Annotated in this window: 23 protein-coding genes and 1 pseudogene; 14 read left to right on the forward strand and 10 right to left on the reverse strand. The window is 74.1% G+C overall.

From position 1 onward, the window contains the following. The first annotated feature begins 9 nt into the window (after positions 1-9). The 6 genes from argJ (at position 10) to argH (ending at position 6,361) form a co-directional block, all read left to right on the forward strand. Positions 10-1,182, forward strand: a complete 1,173-nt coding sequence (gene argJ, locus ACQP2H_RS11135) for a bifunctional glutamate N-acetyltransferase/amino-acid acetyltransferase ArgJ (RefSeq protein ID WP_219469780.1) — start codon at positions 10-12, stop codon at positions 1,180-1,182. Next, entirely contained in the window at positions 1,179-2,105 is a 927-nt protein-coding gene (gene argB, locus ACQP2H_RS11140) for an acetylglutamate kinase (RefSeq protein ID WP_219469784.1), read from the forward strand. Before argJ ends, argB begins: the two co-directional genes overlap by 4 nt. Beyond that, positions 2,102-3,376 (forward strand): acetylornithine transaminase, encoded by a 1,275-nt coding sequence (locus ACQP2H_RS11145; RefSeq protein WP_433232544.1) that lies wholly within the window; start codon positions 2,102-2,104, stop codon positions 3,374-3,376. Before argB ends, ACQP2H_RS11145 begins: the two co-directional genes overlap by 4 nt. After that, positions 3,373-4,302: an ornithine carbamoyltransferase gene (gene argF, locus ACQP2H_RS11150; RefSeq protein ID WP_433232547.1), complete on the forward strand. Its 930-nt coding sequence runs from the start codon at positions 3,373-3,375 to the stop codon at positions 4,300-4,302. Before ACQP2H_RS11145 ends, argF begins: the two co-directional genes overlap by 4 nt. Next, entirely contained in the window at positions 4,299-4,808 is a 510-nt protein-coding gene (locus ACQP2H_RS11155; RefSeq protein ID WP_208570193.1) for an arginine repressor, read from the forward strand. Before argF ends, ACQP2H_RS11155 begins: the two co-directional genes overlap by 4 nt. An 89-nt stretch (positions 4,809-4,897) precedes the next feature. Beyond that, the gene (argH, locus tag ACQP2H_RS11160; RefSeq protein ID WP_219469788.1) at positions 4,898-6,361 is read left to right on the forward strand and encodes an argininosuccinate lyase; all 1,464 of its coding nucleotides are present in this window, start codon (positions 4,898-4,900) and stop codon (positions 6,359-6,361) included. Positions 6,362-6,887: 526 nt separating this feature from the next. Here the strand turns inward: argH and ACQP2H_RS11165 are convergent. Next, positions 6,888-7,295 (reverse strand): DNA-binding protein, encoded by a 408-nt coding sequence (locus ACQP2H_RS11165; RefSeq protein ID WP_219469791.1) that lies wholly within the window; start codon positions 7,293-7,295, stop codon positions 6,888-6,890. A 170-nt stretch (positions 7,296-7,465) separates the two neighbouring features. Between ACQP2H_RS11165 and ACQP2H_RS11170 the strand changes: the two genes are divergently transcribed. From ACQP2H_RS11170 to ACQP2H_RS11185, 4 genes are all read left to right on the forward strand, one after another. Continuing rightward, the gene (locus tag ACQP2H_RS11170; RefSeq protein ID WP_308291086.1) at positions 7,466-8,071 is read left to right on the forward strand and encodes a DNA-3-methyladenine glycosylase; all 606 of its coding nucleotides are present in this window, start codon (positions 7,466-7,468) and stop codon (positions 8,069-8,071) included. Positions 8,072-8,197: 126 nt separating this feature from the next. Then, positions 8,198-8,656 carry a hypothetical protein gene (locus ACQP2H_RS11175; protein ID WP_433232552.1) on the forward strand — a complete coding sequence of 153 codons (459 nt, stop codon included), beginning with the start codon at positions 8,198-8,200 and terminating at the stop codon, positions 8,654-8,656. Between the two features lie 112 nt (positions 8,657-8,768). Continuing rightward, positions 8,769-9,932 (forward strand): LLM class flavin-dependent oxidoreductase, encoded by a 1,164-nt coding sequence (locus ACQP2H_RS11180; RefSeq protein WP_255597960.1) that lies wholly within the window; start codon positions 8,769-8,771, stop codon positions 9,930-9,932. Next, positions 9,929-10,552, forward strand: coding sequence for an FMN reductase (locus ACQP2H_RS11185; protein WP_208570198.1), 624 nt, complete (start codon positions 9,929-9,931; stop codon positions 10,550-10,552). The genes ACQP2H_RS11180 and ACQP2H_RS11185 overlap by 4 nt, the downstream gene beginning before the upstream one ends. A 68-nt stretch (positions 10,553-10,620) precedes the next feature. On the opposite strand, the gene ACQP2H_RS11190 is transcribed toward ACQP2H_RS11185, so the two are convergent. The 3 genes from ACQP2H_RS11190 to ACQP2H_RS11200 all read right to left on the reverse strand — a co-directional run bounded on the left by ACQP2H_RS11190 (position 10,621) and on the right by ACQP2H_RS11200 (position 15,305). Further along, complete coding sequence (locus ACQP2H_RS11190; RefSeq protein ID WP_433232556.1) at positions 10,621-11,493, reverse strand: universal stress protein; 873 nt, start codon at positions 11,491-11,493, stop codon at positions 10,621-10,623. A gap of 94 nt (positions 11,494-11,587) precedes the next feature. After that, the gene (locus tag ACQP2H_RS11195) at positions 11,588-12,472 is read right to left on the reverse strand and encodes a universal stress protein (protein WP_219469808.1); all 885 of its coding nucleotides are present in this window, start codon (positions 12,470-12,472) and stop codon (positions 11,588-11,590) included. A 49-nt stretch (positions 12,473-12,521) separates the two neighbouring features. Beyond that, positions 12,522-15,305 (reverse strand): cation-translocating P-type ATPase, encoded by a 2,784-nt coding sequence (locus ACQP2H_RS11200; protein ID WP_219469812.1) that lies wholly within the window; start codon positions 15,303-15,305, stop codon positions 12,522-12,524. A gap of 179 nt (positions 15,306-15,484) precedes the next feature. Here ACQP2H_RS11200 and ACQP2H_RS11205 point away from each other — a divergent pair, with 179 nt between their 5' ends. Then, positions 15,485-15,955 carry a cyclic nucleotide-binding domain-containing protein gene (locus ACQP2H_RS11205; RefSeq protein WP_219469814.1) on the forward strand — a complete coding sequence of 157 codons (471 nt, stop codon included), beginning with the start codon at positions 15,485-15,487 and terminating at the stop codon, positions 15,953-15,955. On the opposite strand, the pseudogene ACQP2H_RS11210 reads toward ACQP2H_RS11205, so the two are convergent. Both ACQP2H_RS11210 and ACQP2H_RS11215 read right to left on the reverse strand, forming a co-directional pair. After that, positions 15,954-16,259 (reverse strand): annotated as a pseudogene (locus ACQP2H_RS11210) (hypothetical protein); the annotation flags it as partial. The gene ACQP2H_RS11205 and the pseudogene ACQP2H_RS11210 overlap by 2 nt on opposite strands. Continuing rightward, a complete protein-coding gene (locus ACQP2H_RS11215) occupies positions 16,256-16,432 on the reverse strand; it encodes a hypothetical protein (protein ID WP_219469817.1) in 177 nt (58 codons plus the stop codon). The pseudogene ACQP2H_RS11210 and the gene ACQP2H_RS11215, both read right to left, overlap by 4 nt. A gap of 206 nt (positions 16,433-16,638) precedes the next feature. On the opposite strand from ACQP2H_RS11215, the gene ACQP2H_RS11220 reads away from it, so the two are divergent. Then, on the forward strand, positions 16,639-16,863 hold the full coding sequence (locus tag ACQP2H_RS11220) for a helix-turn-helix transcriptional regulator (protein WP_219469819.1): 225 nt from the start codon (positions 16,639-16,641) through the stop codon (positions 16,861-16,863). A 59-nt stretch (positions 16,864-16,922) separates the two neighbouring features. On the opposite strand, the gene pflA is transcribed toward ACQP2H_RS11220, so the two are convergent. From pflA to ppdK, 4 genes are all read right to left on the reverse strand, one after another. Further along, positions 16,923-17,708 carry a pyruvate formate-lyase-activating protein gene (gene pflA / locus ACQP2H_RS11225; RefSeq protein WP_433232562.1) on the reverse strand — a complete coding sequence of 262 codons (786 nt, stop codon included), beginning with the start codon at positions 17,706-17,708 and terminating at the stop codon, positions 16,923-16,925. Further along, positions 17,705-19,948, reverse strand: a complete 2,244-nt coding sequence (gene pflB / locus ACQP2H_RS11230; RefSeq protein ID WP_219469822.1) for a formate C-acetyltransferase — start codon at positions 19,946-19,948, stop codon at positions 17,705-17,707. The genes pflA and pflB overlap by 4 nt, the downstream gene beginning before the upstream one ends. A gap of 143 nt (positions 19,949-20,091) precedes the next feature. Next, a complete protein-coding gene (locus ACQP2H_RS11235) occupies positions 20,092-20,547 on the reverse strand; it encodes a hypothetical protein (protein ID WP_357535785.1) in 456 nt (151 codons plus the stop codon). A gap of 11 nt (positions 20,548-20,558) precedes the next feature. Then, positions 20,559-23,219 carry a pyruvate, phosphate dikinase gene (gene ppdK, locus ACQP2H_RS11240; RefSeq protein ID WP_357535783.1) on the reverse strand — a complete coding sequence of 887 codons (2,661 nt, stop codon included), beginning with the start codon at positions 23,217-23,219 and terminating at the stop codon, positions 20,559-20,561. Between the two features lie 143 nt (positions 23,220-23,362). On the opposite strand from ppdK, the gene ACQP2H_RS11245 reads away from it, so the two are divergent. Together ACQP2H_RS11245 and ACQP2H_RS11250 are read left to right on the forward strand one after the other, a co-directional pair. Then, positions 23,363-23,866: a GNAT family N-acetyltransferase gene (locus ACQP2H_RS11245; RefSeq protein ID WP_219469823.1), complete on the forward strand. Its 504-nt coding sequence runs from the start codon at positions 23,363-23,365 to the stop codon at positions 23,864-23,866. A 9-nt stretch (positions 23,867-23,875) separates the two neighbouring features. Continuing rightward, a complete protein-coding gene (locus ACQP2H_RS11250) occupies positions 23,876-24,511 on the forward strand; it encodes a YgjV family protein (RefSeq protein WP_219469827.1) in 636 nt (211 codons plus the stop codon). The last annotated feature ends 78 nt before the right edge of the window (positions 24,512-24,589 follow it).

The following is a 24,589-nucleotide window of genomic DNA, read 5'->3' on the forward strand; positions in this document are numbered from 1 at the left end:
GCCTGCACTGTGAGTGTCACCGCCCCTCGGGGGTTTCGTGCGGCCGGAGTCGCGGCCGGGTTGAAGAGCGGCGGGGCCACCGACGTGGCCCTGGTCGTCAACGACGGCCCGGACGCCGGCGTCGCCGGCGTCTTCACCACCAACCGGGTCAGGGCCGCGCCGGTGCGGTGGACCCAGCAGGTCGTCCGGGGCGGTGTGGTCCGCGCCGTGGTGCTCAACTCCGGCGGGGCGAACGCCTGCACCGGTCCGGCGGGCTTCCAGGACACCCACGCCACGGCCGAGCACACCGCCGCCGCGCTCACCGCGTCCAGCCCTCGGCTGCGGCTCGGTGCCGGTGACGTGGCGGTCTGCTCGACCGGCCTGATCGGTGAGCGGCTGCCGATGGACCGGCTGCTGCCCGGGGTGCGTGCCGCGATCCGGGCGCTGGCCCGCGACGGCGGCCCGGCCGCCGCCGAGGCGATCATGACGACGGACACCCGGCCGAAGACCACCGTCGTGCGGGGGGCCGGCTGGACGGTGGGCGGGATGGCCAAGGGCGCCGGGATGCTCGCCCCCGGCATGGCCACCATGCTGTGCGTGCTGACCACCGACGCGGTGGCCGGGCCGGAGCTGCTGGACGCCGCGTTGCGGGCCGCCACCCGGGTCACCTTCGACCGGGTCGACTCCGACGGGTGCATGTCCACCAACGACACGGTGCTGCTGCTGTCCAGCGGGGCGTCCGGGGTGGAGCCCGACGAGGCCGAGCTGACCGCCGCCGTCACCGCCGCCTGCCACGACCTGGCCCAGCAGTTGGTCGCCGACGCCGAGGGGGCGACCAAGCAGGTCGCCATCGAGGTGGTCGGTGCCGCCGACGAGGACGACGCGGTCGAGGTGGGCCGGTCGGTGGCCCGCAACAACCTGGTCAAGACCGCGCTGTTCGGCAACGACCCGAACTGGGGTCGGATTCTCGCGGCGGTCGGCACCACCGCCGCCGCGTTCGACCCGGACGCGGTGGACGTGGCGGTCAACGGGATCTGGGTGTGCCGTGGCGGTGCCGCCGCCGAGGACCGGTCCAAGGTCGACCTGACCGGGCGGGACGTCACCATCCGCATCGACCTGCACGCGGGTGCGGCGGCGGCGACGATCTGGACCAACGACCTGTCGCACGCGTACGTGCACGAGAACTCGGCGTACTCGACATGAGCCTGTCCGCGGATCTCACCCGGGCCCAGGTGAAGGCCGAGACGCTGATCGAGGCGCTGCCCTGGCTGGCCCGGTTCTCCGGGGCCACCGTGGTGGTCAAGTACGGCGGCAACGCGATGGTCGACCCGGCCCTGCAACGGGCCTTCGCCGCCGACATGGTCTTCCTGCGCTATGCCGGGCTCAAGCCGGTCGTGGTGCACGGCGGCGGGCCGCAGATCTCGGCGATGCTGGGGCGGCTCGGCATCGCCAGCGAGTTCAAGGGTGGCCTGCGGGTCACCACCCCCGAGGCGATGGACGTCGTCCGGATGGTGCTGGTCGGCCAGGTCGGCCGGGAACTGGTCGGCCTGATCAACGCGCACGGTCCGTTCGCCGTCGGCCTGTCCGGGGAGGACGCCGGCCTGTTCACCGCCGTGCGGCGGCCCGCCTGGGTCGACGGTGAGGCGGTCGACGTCGGTCAGGTCGGTGACGTGGAGTCGGTGGACGGGTCGGCGGTGACCGACCTGATCGCGGCCGGTCGGATCCCGGTCATCTCCACCGTCGCCCCGGACGCCGACGGCGTGCTGCACAACCTCAACGCCGACACCGCCGCCGCCGCGTTGGCGATCGCCCTGCACGCCCGCAAGCTGGTCGTCCTCACCGACGTCGCCGGTTTGTACGCCGACTGGCCGGACACCACCAGCCTGGTCAGCGAGATCGACGCCGAGGCGTTGGCGGCGCTGTTGCCGTCCCTGGAATCGGGGATGGTGCCCAAGATGGAGGCCTGCCTGCGGGCGGTGCGCGGGGGAGTGCCCGCCGCGCACGTCGTCGACGGTCGGGTCGCGCACTCCACCCTGCTGGAGGTCTTCACCTCGGAGGGGTTCGGCACGATGGTCGTCGACACCCCGTCCGGGTCCACCCATGAGGAAGGCACGGTCGGCGCATGAGCACGCTGGTGCAACGCTGGGGCGAGTCCATGATGGACAACTACGGCACCCCGCCGCTGGCGCTGGTCTCCGGCTCCGGCGCGGTCGTCGTCGACGAGGCCGGCCGGGAGTACGTCGACCTGCTCGGCGGTATCGCGGTCAACGCGCTCGGGCACGCCCACCCCGCCGTGGTGGCCGCCGTCTCCAAACAGATCGCCACCCTCGGCCACGTCTCCAACCTGTTCGTCGCGGAACCCCCGGTGGCCCTCGCGGAGTTGCTGCTGGCGTTGGCCGGCCGGCCCGGTCGGGTGTTCTTCGCCAACTCCGGCGCCGAGGTCAACGAGGCCGCGTTCAAGCTGTCCCGGCTCACCGGCCGGTCGCACGTCGTGGCCACCGTCGGCGGTTTCCACGGCCGCACCATGGGGGCGCTGGCGTTGACCGGCCAACCGGCGAAGGCCGACCCGTTCCGCCCGCTGCCCGGCGACGTCGACCACGTCCCGTACGGCGACGTGGCGGCGCTGGCGGCGGCCGTCACCGACGCCACCGCGATGGTGATCCTGGAGCCGGTCCAGGGCGAGAACGGGGTGGTCGTCCCGCCGCCCGGCTACCTGGCCGAGGCGCGGCGGATCACCGCCCGGCACGGGGCCCTGCTGGTGCTCGACGAGGTGCAGACCGGTATCGGGCGCACCGGTCACTGGTTCGCCCACCAGGCCGACGGGGTGGAGCCGGACGTCATCACCCTGGCCAAGGGGCTGGGCGGCGGGTTGCCCATCGGCGCGTGCCTGGCCTTCGGTCGGGCCGCCGAGCTGCTCCGGGCCGGTTCGCACGGCACCACCTTCGGCGGCAACCCGGTCAGCTGCGCCGCCGCCCTCGCGGTGGTCTCCACCATCGCCGGCGAGGGCCTGCTCGACCACGTCAAGCGCACCGGTGAACGGCTGCGTCGGGGCGTCGAGGCGCTGGGCCACCCGCTCGTCGCCGAGGTACGCGGAGCCGGTCTGCTGCTCGGCATCGTGCTCGCCGCACCGGTCGCCGGCCCGGTGGCCGGCGCGCTGCGCACGGCGGGGTTCCTGGTCAACCCGGTCCAGCCGGGGGTGATCCGGCTCGCCCCGCCGCTGATCCTCACCGGCGAGCAGGTCGACGCGTTCCTGGCCGCCCTCCCCGCCGCCCTCGACACGGCCGTCGACCTTCCGGCCGCTGACGGCACGCCGGCCACCCACGGCACGCCGGCTGCGCAGACCCGCACCGCGCCGCCGTCCATCCCCACCCCGACCCCGACGGAGACCCGCACATGATCCGGCACCTGCTGGCCGACGACGACCTCACCCCGGCCGAACAGTCGGCCGTGCTCGACCTGGCCGCCCGGATGAAGGCCGACCGGTTCGGGTTCACCCCGCTGGCCGGGCCGCGTTCGGTGGCGGTGCTGTTCGACAAGCAGAGCCTGCGGACCCGGATCTCCTTCGACGCCGGCATCGCCGAACTCGGCGGTCACCCGCTCGTGGTGGACACCCAGGTCACCCACTTCGGTCGGGGCGAGACACTCGCCGACGCCGGCCGGGTGCTGTCCCGCTACGTCGCCGCGATCGTGCTGCGTACCCACGGCGACGACCGGATCGCCGAGGTCGCCTCGCACGCAGGCGTGCCGGTGATCAACGCGCTCACCGACGGCTACCACCCGTGCCAGCTCCTCGCCGACCTGCTCACCGTCCGCGAGCACTGCGGCGGCACCGCCGGGCGGACCCTGGCGTACGTGGGGGACGCGGCGAACAACCTGTCGCACTCGTACCTGCTGGCCGGGGCTACCGCCGGGATGCACGTACGGGTCGCCGGGCCGGCCGGGTTCCAACCCGATCCGGGGGTGCTGGACCGGGCCGGGAAGATCGCCGCGGGCACCGGCGGGTCGGTACGGGCACTTGTCGACCCGGTCGAGGCGGTCCGGGACGCCGACGTGGTCGCCACCGACACCTGGACCTCGATGGGCCAGGAGGGCGACGGGCTGGACCGGATCACCCCGTTCCTGCCCTACCAGGTCAACGCCGCGCTGCTCGGTCACGCCGGGCCGGACGTGAAGGTGCTGCACTGCCTGCCCGCCCACCGGGACGAGGAGATCACCAGCGAGGTGCTCGACGGCCCGCACAGCGTGGTCTTCGACCAGGCGGAGAATCGGCTGCACGCCCAGAAGGCGCTGCTGACCTTTCTCCTGGAGGCATCCTCATCATGACCGCCCCGACCCGCGCCGCCCGGCACGCCCGCATCGTCGAGTTGATCCGGGCCAGGGCGATCCGTTCCCAGACCGAGCTGGCCGACCTGCTCGCCGCCGACGGGGTGCAGGTCACCCAGGCCACCCTCTCCCGGGATCTGGAGGAGTTGGGCGCGGTGAAGGCCCGGGGCGGGGACGGGCGGGCGGGCTACCTGATCCCCGAGGACGGCCACCGGCCGCTGCGCGACGCCGAGGCGGCCCCCGCCCGGCTGATCCGGCTGCTGCGCGAGCTGCTCAACGGGGTCGACTCCAGCGGCAACATCGCCGTGCTGCGTACCCCGCCGGGCGCGGCGCACTACCTGGCCAGCGCCGTGGACCGGGCGGGTCTGACCGAGGTCGTCGGCACCATCGCCGGTGACGACACCATCCTGGTGGTGGCCCGCGAGGCCGACGGTGGGGCCGCGCTCGGCGACAAGCTCGCCGGGTGGGCCCGCCGCGACGAGGCCGGGGAAGGAAACACCCCGTGACCGGGTCGGTCACGGGTTTGCGTACGACGGACGAGCCGGCGCCGGGAGTGAACCCCGCAGTCGGTGAGCGAAAGGTGAGCACTGCCAGAATGAGCGGCGTGGACGACAAGAGCCTGACCGAGAACAGCGCCGCGACGAACCGGACGAGCCTGTGGGGTGGCCGGTTCGCCGGTGGCCCCGCCGAGGCCCTGGCGCGGCTGTCGGTGAGCGTCCAGTTCGACTGGCGTCTCGCCCCGTACGACATCGCGGGTTCCCGCGCGCACGCCCGGGTGCTGGCGGGCGCGGGGTTGCTCGACCCCGACGAGCTGGGGCGGATCCTGGCGGCGTTGGACGACCTGGAGGCGGCCTGCGCGTCCGGGCAGTTCCGTCCGACCATCGACGACGAGGACGTGCACACCGCGCTGGAGCGGGGCCTGCTGGAGCGGCTCGGCAGCCTCGGCGGCAAGCTGCGCGCCGGCCGGTCCCGCAACGACCAGGTCGCCACCGACCTTCGGCTCTATCTGCGCGACCACGCCCGGGGGGTGGCCGCCCGGCTGGTGGAGCTGGCCGAGGCTCTGGTGGAGCAGGCGGAACGGCACGTCGACACGGCCGCGCCGGGGATGACCCACCTCCAGCACGCCCAGCCGGTCACCTTCGGGCACTGGCTGCTGGCCCACGTCCAGCCGCTGCTGCGGGACCTGGAGCGGCTGCGCGACTGGGACCACCGTACGGCGATCAGCCCGCTCGGCGCGGGCGCGCTGGCCGGCTCGGGCCTGCCCCTGGACCCGGTGGCCGTCTCCAAGGAGTTGGGTTTCCGGACATCCTTCGCCAACTCCATGGACGCGGTCGCCGACCGGGATTTCGTCGCCGAGTTCCTCTTCGTCACCGCGCTCGTCGGGGTGCACCTGTCCCGCCTCGGCGAGGAGGTGGTGCTCTGGACGTCGCACGAGTTCGGTTGGGTCGAGCTGGACGACGCGTTCGCCACCGGGTCGTCGATCATGCCGCAGAAGAAGAACGCTGACATCGCCGAGCTGGCCCGGGGCAAGTCCGGTCGGCTGGTCGGCGGTCTGATGAGCGTGCTCACGATGCTCAAGGGCCTGCCGTTGGCCTACGACCGGGACATGCAGGAGGACAAGGAGCCCGCGTTCGACGCGGTCGACACCCTGGAGCTGCTGCTCCCGGCGCTGGCCGGGATGATCTCCACGATGACCGTCCGGGTGGACCGCCTGGTCGCCGCCGCGCCGGTGGGCTTCTCGCTCGCCACCGAGGTCGCCGACTGGCTGGTCCGGCGCAACGTGCCGTTCCGCGACGCGCACGAGATCACCGGAAAACTGGTGGCGCTCTGCGCGGCCCGCGACTGTGCCCTCGACGAGGTCTCCGACGCCGACCTGGCGGCGGTCAGCGAGCACCTCGACCCGTCGGTGCGTGACGTGCTGTCGGTCCGTTCGGCGCTGGCCGCCCGGATCACCCCCGGCTCGACCGGCCCCGGCCCGGTCGCCGACCAGCTCGCCGCCGCGTCCGACCAGCTCACCGGCTGGCGGGAGTGGGCCGCCGAGCGGGTCGTACCCCGCTGATCTGACGCGTGCCGGTCGTCCGCGCCCCGCAACTCGGAAGGCGGACGACCGGACCTGGGCCGGCTGGCCGCCGCCCAGGTCCAGCGCGTTCCACCCGGGCCGGTCGACGTACCGCCCGGGCCATAGTTGCGGCCGGTCGTCGCGGGCGGGCTGCCCGCGACGCTGGCTCGCCGTCGTCGCGGCGGCTGTGGCCGTCGTGCCGTGCCGTCTTCGTCGCGCTGTCGGTTGCGGTGCGTGAGCGGGCAACTCCCGCTACGGAGAGCGACTTTTGTCCGGCGAACACCATGACACCTTCTCGCCCTTTGCTCTGCTGCCCATTCCGCGCCACGCCGCTGACCAGGTGAATTGTTGGGGCTGGCTGACGGTTCGGCGCGGGAGGCTGTGACGCTAAGTGTCTGTCGCGTCGAGGTCAGCAGAGCAAAGGGGCGACAGCAGGGTAGTGGGTGGTTGCGCCTTGACTACTCTCAGTATCGATCGGCGAGCCTGGGGGTGGTGGGGCCGCAGACGACCAGGCGGTTCCAGCGGGTCAGGCGGTGCGGGCGGCCAGGCGTTCGTGGCGTTGCTTGGCCGCCTGTGCGCTGCCCAGTCCGAGCCCGAACGCGATCGCCTGCCAGGTCAGTCCGCGGGCCCGGGCCATCGTCAGCAGGCCCACCTCCAGCGCGTCGAGTTCGGCGCGCAGGTGTGGCAACAGGGTCAGCGCGGCGGTGAGGTCCGCGTCGTCGACGGGCTCCTCGTCGGCCTCCCGGGTCGCCCCGCCGGCGGCAAGCGCGGTGACCACCGAGACGGCCTCCCATGGGTCGGCCAGGTACGGGTTGGTGTGCCGGCGTCGTCGTGCGTCGGTGTCGGCGTGCCGGGTGCTGATCCGGTGCAGCGCGGCGTAGGTCCGCTCGGCTCGGGCGCGGGCCGCGTCAGGTGCGCTGAAGGTGTCGGTCATGGCACCCATTCCATGCTGACAACGATCCGTTGTCAACAAAATGTTTAAGCAATTCGTCGGGCTGCCCACCGTGACGACCGGCCGGCATGACGACGTCTGCCTGCCCCGGATGCCGACGGGAATACGGTCCTCGGTTTGCCGATCTTCCGCAGGTGCCGTTACCTGGAGCGGTGAACTACCCGTGGCTGCACGCCCCCGCCGCCGAGGTGGCCGAGACGGCGCGCACGCTGCTCGGCTGGGAACTCGCCGCCGGTGGCGTCCGGATCAGGCTGACCGAGGTCGAGGCGTACGCCGGCACCGGCGAGGACCCGGCGTCGCACGCCCACCGGGGACCCACCCCCCGGACCAGGGTGATGTTCGGGCCGGCCGGGCACGCCTACACGTACTTCGTGTTCGGCATGCACTGGTGTCTCAACATCGTCTGCGGTCGCGACGGTGAGGCGGCGGCCGTACTACTGCGGGCCGGGGAGGTGGTCGACGGGCTACCCGCGGCCCGCACCCGCCGGGGGGACGTCGCCGACCGGGACCTGGCCCGGGGGCCGGCCCGGCTGGCCGTCGCGCTCGACGTCACCGCGTCTGCCAACGGCACCTGCGTGCTCGACGGGAGCGGTCCCCTGCTGCTGAGCCCGCCGACCTGCCCGGTCGCCCGCGCCGAGGTCACCGCTGGTCCCCGGGTCGGGGTGGCCGCCGCCCACGACGTGCCGTGGCGTTTCTGGATCACCGGCGACCCGACGGTCAGCGCCTACCGCCGGCACGTGCCCCGCCGGCGCGGCTGACCCGGACCACCATGCCGACCGCCGACGGTGGGCCGACCGCCGACGGTGGGCCGGGGACCGACGGGGCGTCCGTCTCCGGCGAAGTTCGCTAGCATTCGCGCGCAATCGTGACCGGAGGTGGTTCGGATGGACGCAAACGACGCCGGAGTGCTGGTCGGCAGGCTGGCCTGCGTGGCCGTCCCGCTGGTGCTGATGATGGTGCTGGCGGTCGTCGTCGTGGTGGCGGTGCAGCTCGGCCGCCGCCGCCCGCCGCCACCAGGGCCGCCGCCGTCGTGGCCCCCGACCGGCTCGACCGGGTACGCCCCACCCGCCGGCCCGCCCCACCCCGCGCCACATCCCGCTCACCCGCATGCCGGCCAGCCCTCGACCGCCGGCCAGCCCTCGACTGCCGGCCAGCCCTGGACCGCCGGCCAGTCCACGACCGCCGGCCCGCCCGACGGTTCGCCGTCGGACGTCCGACCGGCCGATCGGGCGCCGTCGGCCGCCAGTGCCCCCGGCGACCCGTCGTCGGACGCGTCGGACCAGGGCGATCCGGGTACCCCGAGGCAGGGGGAGGAGCCGGCGGGACCGTCGTCGGCGGGGTGACCGGTGCCACCCCGGGAGTGGCCGACGCCGGAATAGTTGACGCGTCAAATAGGTTGTGCGCGACGTCCGGGTACCACGAACGGCCCGGTATCTCAGACGCGAGGAGCTGGTCATGCAGTTCGGAGTCTTCACCGTCGGCGACGTCACGGTCGACCCGACCACCGGACGGGAGCCGACCGAGCACGAGCGGATCAAGGCGATGGTGACCATCGCCCTCAAGGCCGAAGAGGTCGGTCTCGACGTCTTCGCCACCGGCGAGCACCACAACCGCCCGTTCGTCCCTTCCTCGCCCACCACCATGCTGGGGCACATCGCCGCCCGCACCGAGCGGCTGCTGCTGTCCACCGCGACCACGCTGATCACCACCAACGACCCGGTGAAGATCGCCGAGGACTACGCCATGCTCCAGCACCTGGCCGACGGCCGGGTGGACCTGATGATGGGGCGCGGCAACACCGGGCCGGTCTACCCGTGGTTCGGGCAGGACATCCGCAACGGCATCCGGCTCGCCGTCGAGAACTACGAGCTGCTGCACCGGCTGTGGCGGGAGGACGTCGTCGACTGGCAGGGCAAGTTCCGCACCCCGTTGCAGTCGTTCACCTCGACCCCGCGCCCGCTCGACGACGTCCCGCCGTTCGTCTGGCACGGCTCGATCCGCAGCCCCGAGATCGCCGAGCAGGCCGCCTACTACGGTGACGGTTTCTTCGCCAACCACATCTTCTGGCCCAAGGAGCACACCCAGCGGATGGTCGGCCTCTACCGGCAGCGCTTCGCCCACTACGGCCACGGCTCGCCCGAGCAGGCCATCGTCGGGCTCGGCGGCCAGGTGTTCATGCGACGTAACTCGCAGGACGCCGTGCGCGAGTTCCGGCCGTACTTCGACAACGCGCCGGTCTACGGGCACGGGCCGTCGCTGGAGGAGTTCACCCGCCAGACCCCGCTGACCGTGGGCAGCCCGCAGCAGGTCATCGACCGCACCCTCGGCTTCCGGGAGTACGTCGGCGACTACCAGCGGCAGCTGTTCCTGCTCGACCACGCGGGGCTGCCCCTGAAGACGGTGCTGGAGCAGCTCGATCTGCTCGGCGAGGAGGTCGTACCCGTGCTGCGCAAGGAGTTCGACGCGCTGCGCCCGGCGCACGTGCCGGTCGCGCCCACCCACGCCTCGTTGGTCGCCGCCCGCGACGCCGCGCTGGCCGGGACGGGTGACGCCGGTGACCCGGCCGGTGCGGGTGACGCCGGTGACCTGGCTGCCGCCGGGGCGGAGGGGGTCCGATGACCCGCCGCACCCTGGCCGTGGTGTCGGCGGGTCTGAGCCAGCCGTCGTCGACCCGGCTGCTCGCCGACCAGCTCGCCGCCGCCGCCCGCGACGAGCTGGTCCGGCGCGGCGACGAGGTGGAGCTGCGGGTGGTGGAGCTGCGCGACCACGCCCACGACGTGGTGAACAACCTGCTCACCGGCTTCCCGTCGACGGAGCTGCGGGCCGCCCTCGACGCGGTCACCGGAGCCGACGGCATCGTGGCCGTCACGCCGATCTTCAACGCCTCGTACAACGGGCTGTTCAAGTCCTTCTTCGACGTGGTGGACGCCCAGGCGCTGGTCGACCGACCGGTGCTGATCGGCGCGACCGGCGGCACCGCCCGGCACTCGCTGGCCCTGGAGCACGCCGTCCGGCCGATGTTCGGCTACCTGCGCGCGGTGGTGCTGCCGACGTCGGTCTTCGCCGCCCCGGAGGACTGGTCCGGCGGCACCGCCGAGGGGGCGTTGCGGGCCCGCATCGACCGTGCCGGCCGGGAGCTGGCCGACCAGGTCGACCGGCGGCCACCGGCGACCGGCCCGGCCGACCCGTTCGCCCTCACCACCGACTTCGCCCAGCTCCTGGGCAGCCGGGAGGGCTGACCCGCAGCAGCGGCTGTCGGGCTGGCCCGCGCCGGCTCGGCGGTCCTGCGGCGGCCGGCCGGGCGACCTCACCGGTACGGGTGGGCCACCAGCACCGGGCAGTGGGCATGCTGTACCACCGCCTGGCTGACCGAGCCCAGCAGCATACCGGTGAAACCGCCCCGGCCCCGGGTGCCGACGGCCAGCACCGACGCCGTGCCGCTGGCCTCGATCAGACCCTGCGCCACCCCGACCGCCCGGACCGGATGCTCCCGCAGCACCACGTCCGGGTGGTCGGCGCGGACCGCAGCGGACGCTTCGGCGAGCAACCGGACCGCGTGCGCCTGGTACGCCGCCTCGGACTCGGCGACCTCGTCGGGCACCTCCCGGTCCTGCGGGGCGGGGCCGACGTGCACCAGCACCAGCGGCACCCCCCGCCGGACCGCCTCGGCGGCGGCCTGGTCGGCGGCGACCCCGGCGGCCGGCGACCCGTCCACGCCCACCAGCACCGGCCCGTCCACGCCGATCGGCAACGTCTCCGGCCGGACGACCAGCACCGGGCAGTGCGCGTGCGCGGCGACCTGAGCGCCGACCGAGCCGAGCAGCAGCCCGGCGAAACCACCCAGCCCCCGGCTGCCCACCACCACCAGGTCGGCGCGGCGGGACTCCTCGACCAGTGTCGCGCCCGCCCCACCGGCGACCTGACGCACCTGCACCGTCAGCCCCGACCACCGGTCGGCCAGCTCGGCGGCGGTCCGCTCCAACATCTGCTGCGCCTCGTCCGACGGCGCCGGCACCCCCAGGTCGTACGGGTTGAGCGGCACGCCGTAGCCGAGCGGGTGCAGGTAACCGTGCACCAGGTGCAGCGGCGCGGAACGCAGCACCGCCGCGTGCGCGGCCTGCTCCGCGGCGGCCAGGCTGGTCGGCGAGCCGTCCACGCCCACCACTACCGGTCGGTTCATCAGCTCTCCCAGGGTCGGTTGCGCCCATTGTCGACGTGCCGGCCCGTCAAACGCCGGCAGCTGACCAGGCCGGGCGTGCCGCCGCCTGCGGCGGTCAGACGGCGTGGTTGCGGACGATCACCAGTGGGCTGTGCGCGTGGTGCAGCACCGCGTGGCTGACCGAGCCGAGCAGCATCCCGCCCAGCGCGCTGCGGCCGTGCGCGCCGACGACGGTGAGCTGGGCCGCCGCCGACTCCTCGACCAGCACCCGGGCCGCCGCGCCGGGCACCAGCCGTCGGGTCACCGGGACGTCCGGATAGCGGTCCGACCAGCCGGCCAGCGCCTCGGCGAGCATCCGCTCCTCCTCGGCGGCGAGCGCCTCCACGTCATAGACCAGCGGCAGCACGTCGCCCGGGCCGAGCGGCGCGGGGGTCAGCCAGGCGTGTACGGCCAGCAGCCCGGTGTCGCGCTGGGCCGCTGCGGCGAAGGCGAACCCGAGCGCCTCGGTGGACAGCGCGGAGCCGTCCACCCCGACCAGCACCGGGCCGTCCGCCCTGGCCTCACCGCGTACCACCAGCACCGGGCAGTCGGCGCGGGCGGAGACCTGCACCGCCGTCGAGCCGATCAGCAGCCCGGCGAAACCGCCAAGCCCCCGGGTGCCGAGCACCAGCAGCGCCGCGTCCTGGGCCTCGCGTAGCAGCACCGGGGTCGGTGCGCCGTCGGACAACCAGCCGGTGACGACCAGGTCGGGGGCGACCTTGCGAGCTTCGGTGACGGCGTCGGCGATGATCCGTTCGGCCTCGTGCCGCAGCCCCGCCTGGGGCGGTCCAGCGGGCCCGGGGCCCAACGGGATGCCGAACAGCGGCCAGATGAACGCGTGCACCACCCGCAGCGGGCGGTGCCGGTCGGCGGCCTCCCGGGCGGCGACCCGGACCGCGTCCAGCGCCGAGCGGGAACCGTCCACACCGACCACGACGGGGGCGCCGGATCTGTTCGTCATCATGTCCTCCTTCATCCGTCTCCAGCCTGGTCGTGCGCGGCCCGCCCGGTCAGGGGCGTCCGGCCCGACCGGTGGGCCCTTGGTCCCGCACCGGACGTTCCCGGCCCGTACCGTCGACCGCCGGATCGGTGACCGCGTCCCGGCTGGGGTCGGTGACCGCGTCCCGGCCGGGGTCGGTGACGGCGGCCGTCGGGACGTCGGTCACCGCGTCGGCGACGGCCCCGGCCGGCAGCCGAAGGTCGGGCGGGATCGGGGTGCCGGTGGCGGTGGCGGGGCGGCGGTGGGCCAGCCGCAGCACCAGGCCGGGCAGGACGCTGACCGCCAGGCAGGCCAGCAGGACGGTGGGGCCGAGGGGTTCGGTGCCGAGCAGCGTCCGCAGCGGTGGCAGCAGCACGCCACCGACCTGGAGCAGCGCCGACCCGGCCACGGCGACGAGCAGCCCCGGGTTGGCCTGACCCGCCCCGGCTGTTCGGGGCGCCCGGACGGCGAGTGCCACCCCGAGCTGGGCCAGGCCCAGCACCACGAAGACCACCGACTGCCAGGGCAGCCCGGCGTGGGCGGCGGTCACCCCGGCGGCCAGCACCACCGTCGAGATCAGCGCCCCGGTCACCAGCACGTCGCGGCCCAGCCCTGCGCCGAGCACCGACTCGCGGGGCGAGCGGGGGGCCCGCCGCAGGGTGCCCGGTTCGGCGGGTTCCGCGCCGAGCGCCACCCCCGGCAGGCCGTGGGTGAGCAGGTTGATCCAGAGGATCTGTGCCGGCAGCAGCGGTACGGGCAGGCCGAACAGCGGGCCCAGCAGCATCACCACGATCTCGGCCACCCCGCCGGAGAGGGCGTAGCGCAGGAACCGGCGGATGTTGTCGTAGATCCGCCGGCCCTCGCCGATCGCCACGGCGACGGTGGCCAGGTCGTCGTCGACCAGCACCAGGTCGGCGGCCTGCCGGGCGACCTCGGTGCCGCCGCCCATCGCCACCCCGATGTCGGCGCGGCGCAGCGCCGGGGCGTCGTTCACCCCGTCCCCGGTCATCGCGACCACGTGCCCCCGGGCCTGGAGCCCGGCGATGATGTCCAGCTTCTGCTCCGGCTGGGTCCGGGCGAACACCCGGGCGTGCGGTTCCGCCTGGGTGGCGTCGTCGGTGTCGCCCCGGACCACCGGGTCACCGGCCCGCCACAGGCCGAGCTGTCCACCGATCGCGGCGGCGGTGGCCGGGTGGTCGCCGGTGACCAGCAGCAGTCGTACCCCGGCGGTGTCGAGACCGGCGGCGATCCCGGCCGCGCCGGCCCGCAGCGGGTCGCCGACGCCGACCAGCCCCACCGGGCGCAGGCCGACCGGTGCGGCCAGGTCGGGCACCGTGTCGACAGGTGCGGACGCCACCGCGAGCACCCGCAGCCCCTCGGCGGCCAACTGGCGGGCGGCGGCGGTCAGCGCCTCGATCTCCTCGGCGGTGGCGTCGAGCAGGGTGCTGGTCAGCACGTTCTCCGGTGCGCCCTTGCAGACCACCAACTGCCGCCCGTCGCAGCCCCGGTGCACGGTGACCATCCGGCGGGTGGCCTGCTCGAAGGGGCGTTCGGCGATCCGGGGCCAGGCGCGGCGGGTGGCCTCGGGCTCCAGTCCGCACCGGCCGGCGAAGGCGGTCAGGGCGGCCTCCAGCGGATCGCCGACCGGGGTCCAGTCGGGCTGGTCGTCCTGTGGTGGCGACACGGTGGCGTCGTTGCAGAGCAGCCCGGCGCGTGCCAGCCGGCGCAGTTCCTGCGGCGCGGTCACCGTCGTGCCGTCGCGACTGACCTGCCCGTGCGGGGCGTACCCGACGCCGTCGACGGTGTACCGGACGCCGTCGGGGGTGACCGCCGTCCGCACCACCATCCGTCCTTCGGTGAGGGTGCCGGTCTTGTCGGAGGCGATGACCGTCACCGAGCCGAGGGTCTCCACCGCGTGCAGCCGGCGGGGGATGGCGCGGGCCCCGGCCATCCGGCGCGCGCCCAGCGCCAGCGCCAGGGTCACCACCGCAGGCAACGACTCCGGGACGGCCGCCACCACCAGGCTCACCGCCGTCACGGCCATCTCCACCACCGGCCGGCCACCGGCCACCCCGATGGCGAAGACCAGGCCGGACAGGGCCACCACGGCCAGGGCGAGGATCCGGCCGAGACCGGCCAGCCGGCGCTGCAACGGCGTCGGGGCCGGTCGGGTGCCGGCGACCAGGGCGCTGATCCGGCCCAGCGCCGACGCGGCCCCGGTGCGCAGCACCATGCCGGTGGCCCGGCCGGTGGTCACCACCGTCCCGGCCCGCACCTCCTCGTCGTCGTCGCGGGCCACCGGCACCGACTCGCCGGTCAGCGCCGACTCGTCCACCTGGAACCGGCTCGCCTCGACCAGCCGCAGGTCCGCCGGGACGACGTCACCGGCCTCCACCCGGACCAGGTCGTCGCGGACCAGGTCGGCGGCCGGCAACACCACGTCGCGGCCGTCGCGTACCACCCGGGCGGTGGGGGCGGAGAGCTGGTCCAGCGCGGCGATGGCCCGGTCGGCGCGGACCTCCTGCACCACCCCGATGATCGTGTTCACCGCCACCACCAGCACGATCACCGCCGTGTCCGGCCAGTCGCCGAGCAGGGTGGTGACCGTCGCGGCGGCGAGCAGCAGGGCGACGAGCGGGTCGGTGAGCTGGCGCAGCACCCGGCCGGGGAGCCGCCGCCGGGTCGGCGCGGCGACGCTGTTCGGGCCGTCGGTACGCAGTCGCGCCGCCGCCTCGGCGGTGGTCAGGCCGCCGGTGGCCCGTCCCGGGTCGAGGTCGTCGTCCACCAGCACCGCTCCCGCACCGGATGTCGTCACCGGTGACCTCCCCGCCTCGTGCGGCGTGTCCCGGGCACGCCGTCCCGTTCCACCCTCGCGCGGCGGCGGCCGGTCGGGCAGAGGCGATCTTCCCGCAGGTCACGGGACCATTGGCCCTGCCGCGTCGGCGTCTTCGGGAGTGCCATGGAAGGGACGACATCACGGCGAAGGGCACCCCGATGACCCCTCTGGAGATGCTCACCGAGCACCCCTTCCTCGCCGGCCTGCCGCCGCAGTGGTTGCCCCGGTTGACCGGGTACGCCCGGCCGGTGGTCTGGCACCCCGGTCACCGGCTGTTCTACGCCGGCCAGCCGGCGGAGCGGTTCTGGCTGGTCAGGGGCGGGGAGGTGGCGCTGGACTTCCCGGTGCCGGGGCGCGGGGACGTGGGCATCGAGTCGATCGGGCCGGGTGGGGTGCTGGGCTGGTCGTGGCTGTTCCCGCCCTACCGCTGGCAGTTCGGCGCGGTCGCCGTCCGGCGGACCACCACCGTGGAGTTCACCGCGGAGGGGGTACGCCGGCTGATGGAGTCCGACGACGCCCTGGGTCGGCAGCTCACCACCCGGTTCATGAGCGTGGTCGTGGACCGGCTCCAGGCCTCCCGGGGGCGGCTGCTCGACCTGTACGGCTACCCGACCTCGGCGGCGAGCTGACCCGGACGGGCGGCGACACCCGTGCCCGCGTCGACACCCCCGGCGGCGTCGGCCCGGACCGTTGCGTCGGCGTCGGGGCGGTGCGCGCAGTGACGACCAGTCCGGCGGGCTGGACGAAGACCGTCCGGCGGGACACCGCCTCGTCCCGGTCGTCGAGCCGGTAGCCGTCGAGCCAGATCCACCCGTCGTAGGTGGGCCAGTCGAGCACCCGGATCACCCGGAACCGGACCGGCCGGAGGAACTGGACGCTGGCCGCCCGGGTCAGCAGGAGCAGGTCACCCGCCCTCGGCAGGGGCGCGTTCATCGCCGACCGAACACACTGCGGTACCTGCGCCACGCCCTGATCCGGGTGCGGGCGGCCTCCACCACCGGGCAGAAGCCGCTGCCGGTGCACTTGTCGCACCGCCGGTCGCGGTGCTGGTCCAGGCAGCGCCACGCCGATTCGATCAGATACGGCACCGCGCGGTGTCCATACATCCCGCCTCCCGGGGGTGTCGGGGTCGTCGCGGCACCCCGCCCCGCCGAGCCCCGCTCCACCAGGGCGGGGGCACCGCGTCACCGATTCCACACCGTGAGCGGCACCCCTGTCAACTAGGGCAGGCCCTACAAAATAGTGCCTTGTAGGCCGGGCCGTGTAAGGCAGGCCCTGAGGGGTAGGACCCACTGTGCATACCTTCGGGGGCATGGGCGAGGAGGAAGTTCCGGGTCCGCTCGTCGGAGCCGCTGAGATCCAGCAGATGCTGGGCGTGAGCAGGTCCCGGTTTCGGCAGCTCATCCTGCTGCCCAAGTTCCCCGCGCCGTTTCAGAAGCTGATCGGCGGCTCGGTGTGGCTGCGGTCCGACGTGGAGGCGTACATCAGGGACCACCGTCGGCCCAAGCCGTCAGCCGACGAGGACGAGCAGGGCTGAGCAGCCCCGCCCGTCTGATGGCCGGCGTCTGACCGGCCCTGCCCGTCCGGTGGCCGGCGTCAGGTGACGGTCAGGCCGCGTGCGGCGAACTGGGCCCGGACCCGGGCCACCAGCTCCGGGGACGGCGGTTCCGTCCGGGCGAGTGGAAAGGTGAGCCCCAGCTCGGCGTACTTGTGCGCGCCGAGGCGGTGGAACGGCAGCACCTCGACCCGCTGCACGGTGTCCAGCCCGGCGGCGAAGTCCGCGACCCCGGCCACGTTCTCCTCGGCGTCGGTGAGACCGGGCACCAGCACGAACCTGATCCAGATCGGGGTGCCCCGGTCGGCGAGCCGCCGGCCGAAGCGCAGCGTCGGGGTGACGGACCCGGTGCGGGTGACCCGCCGGTAGGTCGCCGGGTCCCACGACTTGACGTCCAGCAGCACCAGGTCGGTGGCGTCGAGCAGGGCGTCGTCGGCGCGGACGCCGAGGAAACCCGAGGTGTCCAGCGCGGTGTGCAGGCCCAGGTCGTGGCAGCGGCGCAGCACCTCACCGGTGAACCGGGGTTGCATCAGCGGCTCGCCGCCGCTGATCGTCACCCCGCCCCCGGCCACCGCGATGAACCGGCGGTACGGCTCGATCTCCGCCATCAGCTCGTCGACAGTGCGGTGCCGGCCGCTGCGCCGGTACCAGGTGTCCGGGCTGTGGCAGTACCGGCAGCGCAGCGGACAACCGGCGAGGAAGGCCACGAACCGGGTCCCCGGCCCGTCCACCCCCACCGACACGTCCCACGAGTGCACCGCCCCGGTCGGCACGCCGTCGCCCCGCCCGGTGGCGGTGGCGACGGCGTCGCGCGGCCGGACGTTCACAGCGACCCGTGGAAGGTCCGGGACACCACGTCCTCCTGCTGCTCCCGGGTGAGCCGGACGAAGTTCACCGCGTACCCGGAGACCCGCACGGTCAACTGCGGGTAGCGCTCCGGGTGCGCCATCGCGTCGACCAGGGTGGCCCGGTCCAGCACGTTGACGTTGAGGTGGAACCCACCGGCGTCGGTGTAGCCGTCCAGCACCCCGGCCAGGTTGTCGATCCGCTCGTCGCGGGTGTGACCCAACCCGTCCGGGGTCACCGTCGAGGTCAGCGAGATGCCGTCGCGGGCCGCGTCGTACGGCAGCTTCGCCACCGACAGCGCGGCGGCCACCAGCCCGTGGGTGTCCCGGCCGTTCATCGGGTTCGCGCCCGGGGCGAACGGCTCACCGGCCCGCCGGCCGTCCGGGGTGTTGCCGGTGTGCTTGCCGTAGACCACGTTCGAGGTGATGGTCAGCACCGACATGGTCAGCTCCGCGTCGCGGTAGGTGCGCTGCCGGCGCAGCTTCGCCGCGAACGTCTCGGTCAGCCACACCGCGATCGCGTCGGCCCGCTCGTCGTTGTTGCCGTACGTCGGCGGTTCCCCCTCGACCACGTAGTCGATCGCGAGCCCGGTGTCGTCGCGCAGCACCTTCACCTTGCCGTAGCGGATCGCGGCGAGGCTGTCCACCGCCACCGACAGCCCGGCGATGCCGGTGGCCATGAACCGGCGCACCGGGTGGTCGTGCAGGGCCATCTCCAGCCGCTCGTAGGCGTACCGGTCGTGCTGGTGGTGGATCACGTTCAACGCGTCCACGTACGTCTCGGCCAGCCAGTCCAGGGTGCGCTCGTAGGCGGCCAGTACCTCCGCGTAGTCGAGGGTCTCCCCGCCGACCGGGGCGCTGGCCGGGGCGACCTGCTCACCGGTGATCTCGTCGCGCCCGCCGTTGATCGCGTACAGCAGGGCCTTGGCGAGGTTGGCGCGGGCACCGAAGAACTGCATGTCCCGGCCCACCCGCATCGCCGACACGCAGCAGGCGATCGCCGTGTCGTCGTCGTACGCGGGCCGGATCAGGTCGTCGTTCTCGTACTGGATGGCGCTGGTGTCCAGCGACACCTGGGCGCAGAACCGCTTGAACCCGACCGGCAGCCGGGGCGACCAGAGCACCGTCAGGTTCGGTTCCGGCGCGGGACCGAGGTTGTAGAGGGTCTGCAGGTAGCGGAAGCTGGTCCGGGTGACCAGCGGCCGGCCGTCGGCACCCATCCCGCCGAGCGCCTCGGTGACCCAGGTCGGGTCGCCCGAGAAGAGCTGGTCGTACTCGGGGGTGCGCAGGAACCGGACGATCCGCAGCTTGATCACGAAGTCGTCGACCAGCTCCTGGGCGTCGATCTCGGTCAGCCGCCCCTCGGCGAGGTCCCGCCGCAGGTAGACGTCGACGAACCCGGCGGTACGCCCCAGCGACATCGCCGCGCCGTTCTGCTCCTTGGTGGCGGCCAGGTAGGCGAAGTAGAGCCACTGGATCGCCTCCCGGCCGGTGGTCGCCGGCCCGGAAATGTCGTAGCCGTAGCCCGCCGCCATCTGTGCCAGCTCACCCAGGGCCCGGATCTGCTCGGCCAGCTCCTCCCGGTCCCGGATCACCTCGTCGGTCGACGGCCGGTCGTCCAGCGCCGCCTTGAGCGCCTTGCGCTCGGCGACCAGCCGGTCCACCCCGTACAGCGCCACCCGGCGGTAGTCGCCGATGATCCGTCCCCGCCCGTACGCGTCGGGCAGCCCGGTGATGACGTGCGAGCGGCGCGCGGCGAGCACGTCGGCCGGGTACGCGTCGAACACCGCGTCGTTGTGCGTCTTGCGGTAGGTGGTGAAGATCCGGTGCACCTGCGGGTCGGCGGGGTAGCCGTACGCCTTCAATGCGGTCTCCACCATCCGCAGCCCGCCGGCGGGCATGATGGCCCGGCGCAGCGGCGCGTCGGTCTGCAACCCGACGATCAGCTCCCGCTCCCGGTCGATGTACCCGGGGGCGTGCGCGGTGATGGTGGACGGGGTGGCCGCGTCGATGTCGTACACGCCGCGTTGGCGTTCCTGCACGAACATCGCCCGCAGCGTCCCCCAGACCTCCAGGGTGCGGCAGGTGGGCCCGGTGAGGAACGACGCGTCCCCGGTGTACGGCTCGTGGTTGTCCCGGACGAAGGCGGCCACGTCGATGGTGTCGCGCCAGGCGTCGCCGGTGAAGCCACGCCACGGGTGCAGAGGTGCGGTGCCGGTCATGATCGGTCCTTCCGCGGTGGTCGGGTCCGGCGGCCTGGGTCGCCGGGGTGTTTCGCCTGTACCCTCAGCCTCGCCGGAGCGGGCCGCCCCGGGCAGAGGCGCAGGACCACCCCCGCCCGGGACCAAAGACCCCTGGCGGCCGGTCAGCGCCGCACGACGAGCCGCTGGGCGCGCAGCAGCCGCGCCCACCACGGCCGGGGCGTCGCCGCGCGCAGCGCGGGCCCCCGCACGCCGCGCAGGCTGACCCAGCCGCCCGGCCCCATGGTCACCGTGCCGATCGCCGGTGGCCGCCGCCGGGCCACCACCGCCACCCCGGCAGTGAGCAGGGCGACGGCGGCGGCACCGGCCGCGGCGGCGAGCACCCGGTCCGGGTCGGGCAGCGCCCGGTACCGGACCCGCCCGTCGGCGAGCACGAACGCGCCGACGGCCCGCCCGTCGCGGGTCACCGGCACCAGCGCGGCGGCCGGCGAGCCGGGCAGGGCCAGCACCGGCCCCACCGGCCCGACCGCCGTCACCGTCGGTGTCACCGCCGGTTCGGGGGTACGGGGCACCGGCGGCCCCAGCGGGGCGGGCCCGGTCGGATTGAAGATCGCGGTCATGACGCTGCCTCCTAGCGGCTGTCGGACGTGTCGGTGGCGGTCTCGACGGCGGCCCGGCCCGCCGCCAGCCGGGCGATCGGCACCCGGTACGGCGAGCAGGAGACGTAGTCCAGGCCGGCGTCGGCGAAGAACGCCACCGAGTCGGGGTCGCCGCCGTGCTCACCACAGACCCCGACGGTCAGGTCCGGGCGGGTGGCCCGCCCCTCCGCCACGGCCAGCCGGACCAGCCGACCCACCCCGGCGGCGTCGATGCTCTCGAACGGCGACACCCCGAAGATCCCCCGCTCCAGGTACGTGCCGAAGAACGAGCCCTCCACGTCGTCCCGGGAGAACGCCCAGGTCAGCTGGGTCAGGTCGTTGGTGCCGAAGGAGAAGAAGCGGGCCTGCGCGGCGATGTCACCGGCCGTCAGCGCGGCCCGGGGCACCTCGATCATCGTGCCGACCGGCATGGCCGGCGCGTCGGGCACCCCGGCGAGGACCAGGTCGGTCTCCGCCCGCACGGCCGCCAACTCCCGCACGTCACCCACCAGCGGCACCATGATCTCCGGCCGGGGGTCACCCCCGTCGCGCACCCGCTGCGCCGCCGCCTCGGCCACCGCCCGCACCTGCATGGCGAACAGCCCCGGGATCACCAGCCCGAGCCGCACCCCGCGCAGCCCCAGCATCGGGTTCGCCTCGTGCATCCGGCGGACCGCCGCCAGCAGCCGCCCGTCGCGTCCCGGGTCCCGCCCGGTCGCCTCGGCACGGGCGACCCGTGCGGTCAACTCGTGCAACGGGGGCAGGAACTCGTGCAACGGCGGGTCGAGCAGCCGGATCGTCACCGGCAGGCCGTCCATCGCGGCGAGAAGTTCGGTGAAGTCGGCCCGCTGCAACGGCAGCAACGCCTCCAGGGCGGCGGTCACCTCGTCCGGACCGTCGGCCAGGATCAGCCGTTCCACCAGTTCCCGGCGTTCACCGAGGAACATGTGCTCGGTACGGCACAGGCCGATGCCGGTGGCCCCCAGCGCGCGGGCCCGGCGGGCGTCCGGACCGGTGTCCGCGTTGGCCCGCACGCCGAGCCGGCGCACCGCGTCGGCGTGCCCGAGCAGCCGGTGCACCGCCGCGACCAGCGGATCGGCCTGCGGGGCCAGCTCACCGGCGAGGTAACGGGCCACCGGGGAGGGCTGCACCGGCACCGCCCCCGGGTAGACCCGGCCGGAGGTCCCGTCGATCGAGATCACCTCGCCGGCCCGGACCACCCGGTCGCCGACGGTGAGCTCGCCGCGCTCCGGGTCGATCCGCAGCGCGTCCGCGCCACAGACGCAGGTCCGGCCCATGCCCCGGGCCACCACGGCGGCGTGCGAGGTCTTCCCGCCCCGGGAGGTGAGCACCCCGGCGGCGGCGATCATGCCGGGCAGGTCGTCCGGGGTGGTCTCCCGGCGGACCAGGATCACCGGCCCGTCGGCGGCGGTCGCCGCGGCCGAGTCGAACACCACCCGGCCCACCGCCGCACCCGGCGACGCGCCCACCCCGACGGTGAGCGGCGGTGGCGCGTCGGCCAGGTCGAACGCGGGGAACATCAGCCGGCCCAACTGCGCCCCGGTCACCCGGCACAGCGCCTCGTCCAGGGTGATCAGCCCCTCGTCGACCAGTTGCGCGGCGATCACGAAAGCGGCGGCGGCGGTCCGCTTGCCGACCCGGGTCTGCAACATCCACAGCTTGCCGCGTTCGATGGTGAACTCGACGTCGCACAGGTCCCGGTAGTGCCGTTCCAGCGTCGCCATGATGCCGGTCAACTGCCGGAAGCTGGCCGGGTCGATCCGCTCCAACTCGGGCAGGGCGACGGTGTTGCGGATGCCCGCCACCACGTCCTCGCCCTGCGCGTCGGGCAGGTAGTCGCCGTACACGCCGGGCGCGCCGGTGGCCGGGTCGCGGGTGAAGGCCACCCCGGTGCCGGAGTCCGGGCCGAGGTTGCCGAAGACCATCGCCATCACGTTGACCGCGGTCCCCAGGTCGTCGGGGATGTGTTCCTGCCGCCGGTAGAGCCGGGCCCGCTCGGAGTTCCACGACGCGAACACCGACCGTACGGCCAGGTACAACTGCTCGTGCGGCGCCTGGGGGAACTGGTGCCCCACCTGCCGCAGGAAGATCTTCTGGTACGTCTCGACGAGGTCGCGCAACTGCTCGGCGGTCGGTCCGTCCGGGCCTGCGGTGGCGCGCAGCGCTGCCAGCTCCCGGTCGAACTCGTCCGCCGGCACCCCGTGCACGGTGCGGGCGAACATCTGGATCAACCGCCGGTAGGAGTCCCAGGCGAAGCGGGCGTCATCGGCACGGGCGGCCAGGCCCGCCACGGTGGCGTCGTTGAGCCCGATGTCCAGGATCGTCTCCATCATCCCCGGCATCGAGTACCGGCCGCCGGAGCGCACGGCGAGCAGCAGCGGGTCGTGCCGGTCGCCGAGCCGCCGGCCCAGCCGGGCCTCGACCTCCCGCAGATGGGCGTTGATCTCCTCGAACAGGCCGTCCGGCGGCGACCCGGTGTTCAGGTACGCCCGGCAGGCGTCGGTGCTGACCGTGAAGCCCGGCGGCACCGGCAACCCGAGCCGGGTCATCTCGCCGAGGTTGGCACCCTTACCGCCGAGCAGGTCGGCTCTGCTGCGATCACCCTCGATGAAGTCGTAGACGTACCTGGTCATGGCCCCGGCCCTCCACTCCACTCGCCGGTCGGACCTGTCCCTTCGTTGGTAGCAACGGTCGGGGGGCGGCCGGCAGGGCCGGACGGTACGCCGACCGGGCCACAGGTCCCGAGGTTGTCGGTGCCGGTGCGTATCCTCCGGCGATGACCGACGAGCTGTCCCTGCGGCCCGTGTGCGACGACGACCTCCCGCACTTCTTCGCCCACGAGCAGGACCCGGAGGCGGCCTGGATGGCGGCGTTCGGCCCGGCCGACCCGACCGATCGGGCGGTGTTCGACGCGCACTGGGCCCGCATCCGCGCCGACCCCCGGGTCGTCAACCGCACCGTGGTCGTCGACGGCGCGGTGGTCGGGCACGTGGCGGCCTTCCCGGTGGACGAGCACACCGAGGTCAGCTACTGGATCGACCCGCGCCGGTGGGGGCGCGGCCACGCCACCGCCGCGCTGTCCGCCCTGCTGCGCGAGGTGCCGCAGCGGCCGGTGCGGGCCCGCGCCGCGAAGGACAACCGGGCCTCCCTGGCGGTGCTGCGCAAGTGCGGCTTCGTGGTCGTCGGCGAGGACTCGGGGTACGCCGACGGCCGGGGCGTCGAGGTCGAGGAATGGCTGCTGGAGCTGCCCGCCGTCCCCGCTGACCAGGGCGGGCACTAGTCTCGCGGGGTGAACTGGCTCGAACTCGTCGGCTGGGCCGGCTCCGCGCTGCTGGTCTGGTCCCTGCTGCAGACCCGCATCCTGCGCCTGCGCGCCCTCAACCTGGTCGGCTGCCTGATCCTGATCGGCTACAACGCCGCCGTGCAGGTCTGGCCGATGGTCGGCCTCAACGTGGTGCTCACCGCGATCAACGTGTGGTACCTGCGGTCGATGCTTGCCACCCGGCACGACGACCGCGCCTACCAGGTGGTCGAGGTGGGCGTCGGCGACCAGTTCCTGGCCCACACGCTGCGGGTGCACGCCGCCGACATCGCCCGGTTCAACCCCGACTTCCGCCCACCCCCGGCCGACGCCGACCGGTCGGCCTTCCTGGTGGTACGCGACGACGAGGTGGTCGGGGTGGTGCTGTCGCACGCCGAGGCGGACGGGACCGCCCAGATCGACCTGGACTACGTGACCCGCCGCTTCCGGGACTTCACCCCCGGCGAGTTCGTCTACCGCCGCAGCAGCCTGTTCACCGACCGGGGTTTCCGCCGGGTGGTCAGCCCACCCGGCATGGTCGCCCCCTACTACCACCGGCTCGGCTTCCGCCCCGACGGCGACGCGTACGTCCTCGACCTGGCCCCGGCCGCCGGTCGGCGCTGACCCCCGACCGCCGGGCAGCGCGCTGACCGTCGGCCTCCGGCGGCGGTCAGCGGACGGCCGGTCGCAGCCAGGCCGGCC

It is taken from the genome of Micromonospora sp. CA-248260 (genome assembly GCF_050942205.1).
Classification (GTDB): domain Bacteria; phylum Actinomycetota; class Actinomycetes; order Mycobacteriales; family Micromonosporaceae; genus Micromonospora; species Micromonospora antibiotica.

Bases quoted from the DNA above. Each gene is read 5' to 3' on its own strand.
- ACQP2H_RS11190 (WP_433232556.1), bottom strand. From the start codon at position 11,493: ATGAACCGACCGGTAGTGGTGGGCGTGGACGGCTCGCCGACCAGCCTG.
- ppdK (WP_357535783.1), bottom strand. From the start codon at position 23,219: ATGACCAGGTACGTCTACGACTTCATCGAGGGTGATCGCAGCAGAGCC.
- ACQP2H_RS11245 (WP_219469823.1), top strand. From the start codon at position 23,363: ATGACCGACGAGCTGTCCCTGCGGCCCGTGTGCGACGACGACCTCCCG.
- ACQP2H_RS11180 (WP_255597960.1), top strand. From the start codon at position 8,769: ATGCAGTTCGGAGTCTTCACCGTCGGCGACGTCACGGTCGACCCGACC.
- ACQP2H_RS11165 (WP_219469791.1), bottom strand. From the start codon at position 7,295: ATGACCGACACCTTCAGCGCACCTGACGCGGCCCGCGCCCGAGCCGAG.
- ACQP2H_RS11220 (WP_219469819.1), top strand. From the start codon at position 16,639: ATGGGCGAGGAGGAAGTTCCGGGTCCGCTCGTCGGAGCCGCTGAGATC.
- ACQP2H_RS11195 (WP_219469808.1), bottom strand. From the start codon at position 12,472: ATGACGAACAGATCCGGCGCCCCCGTCGTGGTCGGTGTGGACGGTTCC.
- ACQP2H_RS11145 (WP_433232544.1), top strand. From the start codon at position 2,102: ATGAGCACGCTGGTGCAACGCTGGGGCGAGTCCATGATGGACAACTAC.
- argH (WP_219469788.1), top strand. From the start codon at position 4,898: ATGAGCGGCGTGGACGACAAGAGCCTGACCGAGAACAGCGCCGCGACG.
- ACQP2H_RS11215 (WP_219469817.1), bottom strand. From the start codon at position 16,432: ATGTATGGACACCGCGCGGTGCCGTATCTGATCGAATCGGCGTGGCGC.
- ACQP2H_RS11235 (WP_357535785.1), bottom strand. From the start codon at position 20,547: ATGACCGCGATCTTCAATCCGACCGGGCCCGCCCCGCTGGGGCCGCCG.
- ACQP2H_RS11205 (WP_219469814.1), top strand. From the start codon at position 15,485: ATGACCCCTCTGGAGATGCTCACCGAGCACCCCTTCCTCGCCGGCCTG.
- argB (WP_219469784.1), top strand. From the start codon at position 1,179: ATGAGCCTGTCCGCGGATCTCACCCGGGCCCAGGTGAAGGCCGAGACG.
- ACQP2H_RS11175 (WP_433232552.1), top strand. From the start codon at position 8,198: ATGGACGCAAACGACGCCGGAGTGCTGGTCGGCAGGCTGGCCTGCGTG.
- ACQP2H_RS11155 (WP_208570193.1), top strand. From the start codon at position 4,299: ATGACCGCCCCGACCCGCGCCGCCCGGCACGCCCGCATCGTCGAGTTG.
- pflB (WP_219469822.1), bottom strand. From the start codon at position 19,948: ATGACCGGCACCGCACCTCTGCACCCGTGGCGTGGCTTCACCGGCGAC.
- argF (WP_433232547.1), top strand. From the start codon at position 3,373: ATGATCCGGCACCTGCTGGCCGACGACGACCTCACCCCGGCCGAACAG.
- ACQP2H_RS11185 (WP_208570198.1), top strand. From the start codon at position 9,929: ATGACCCGCCGCACCCTGGCCGTGGTGTCGGCGGGTCTGAGCCAGCCG.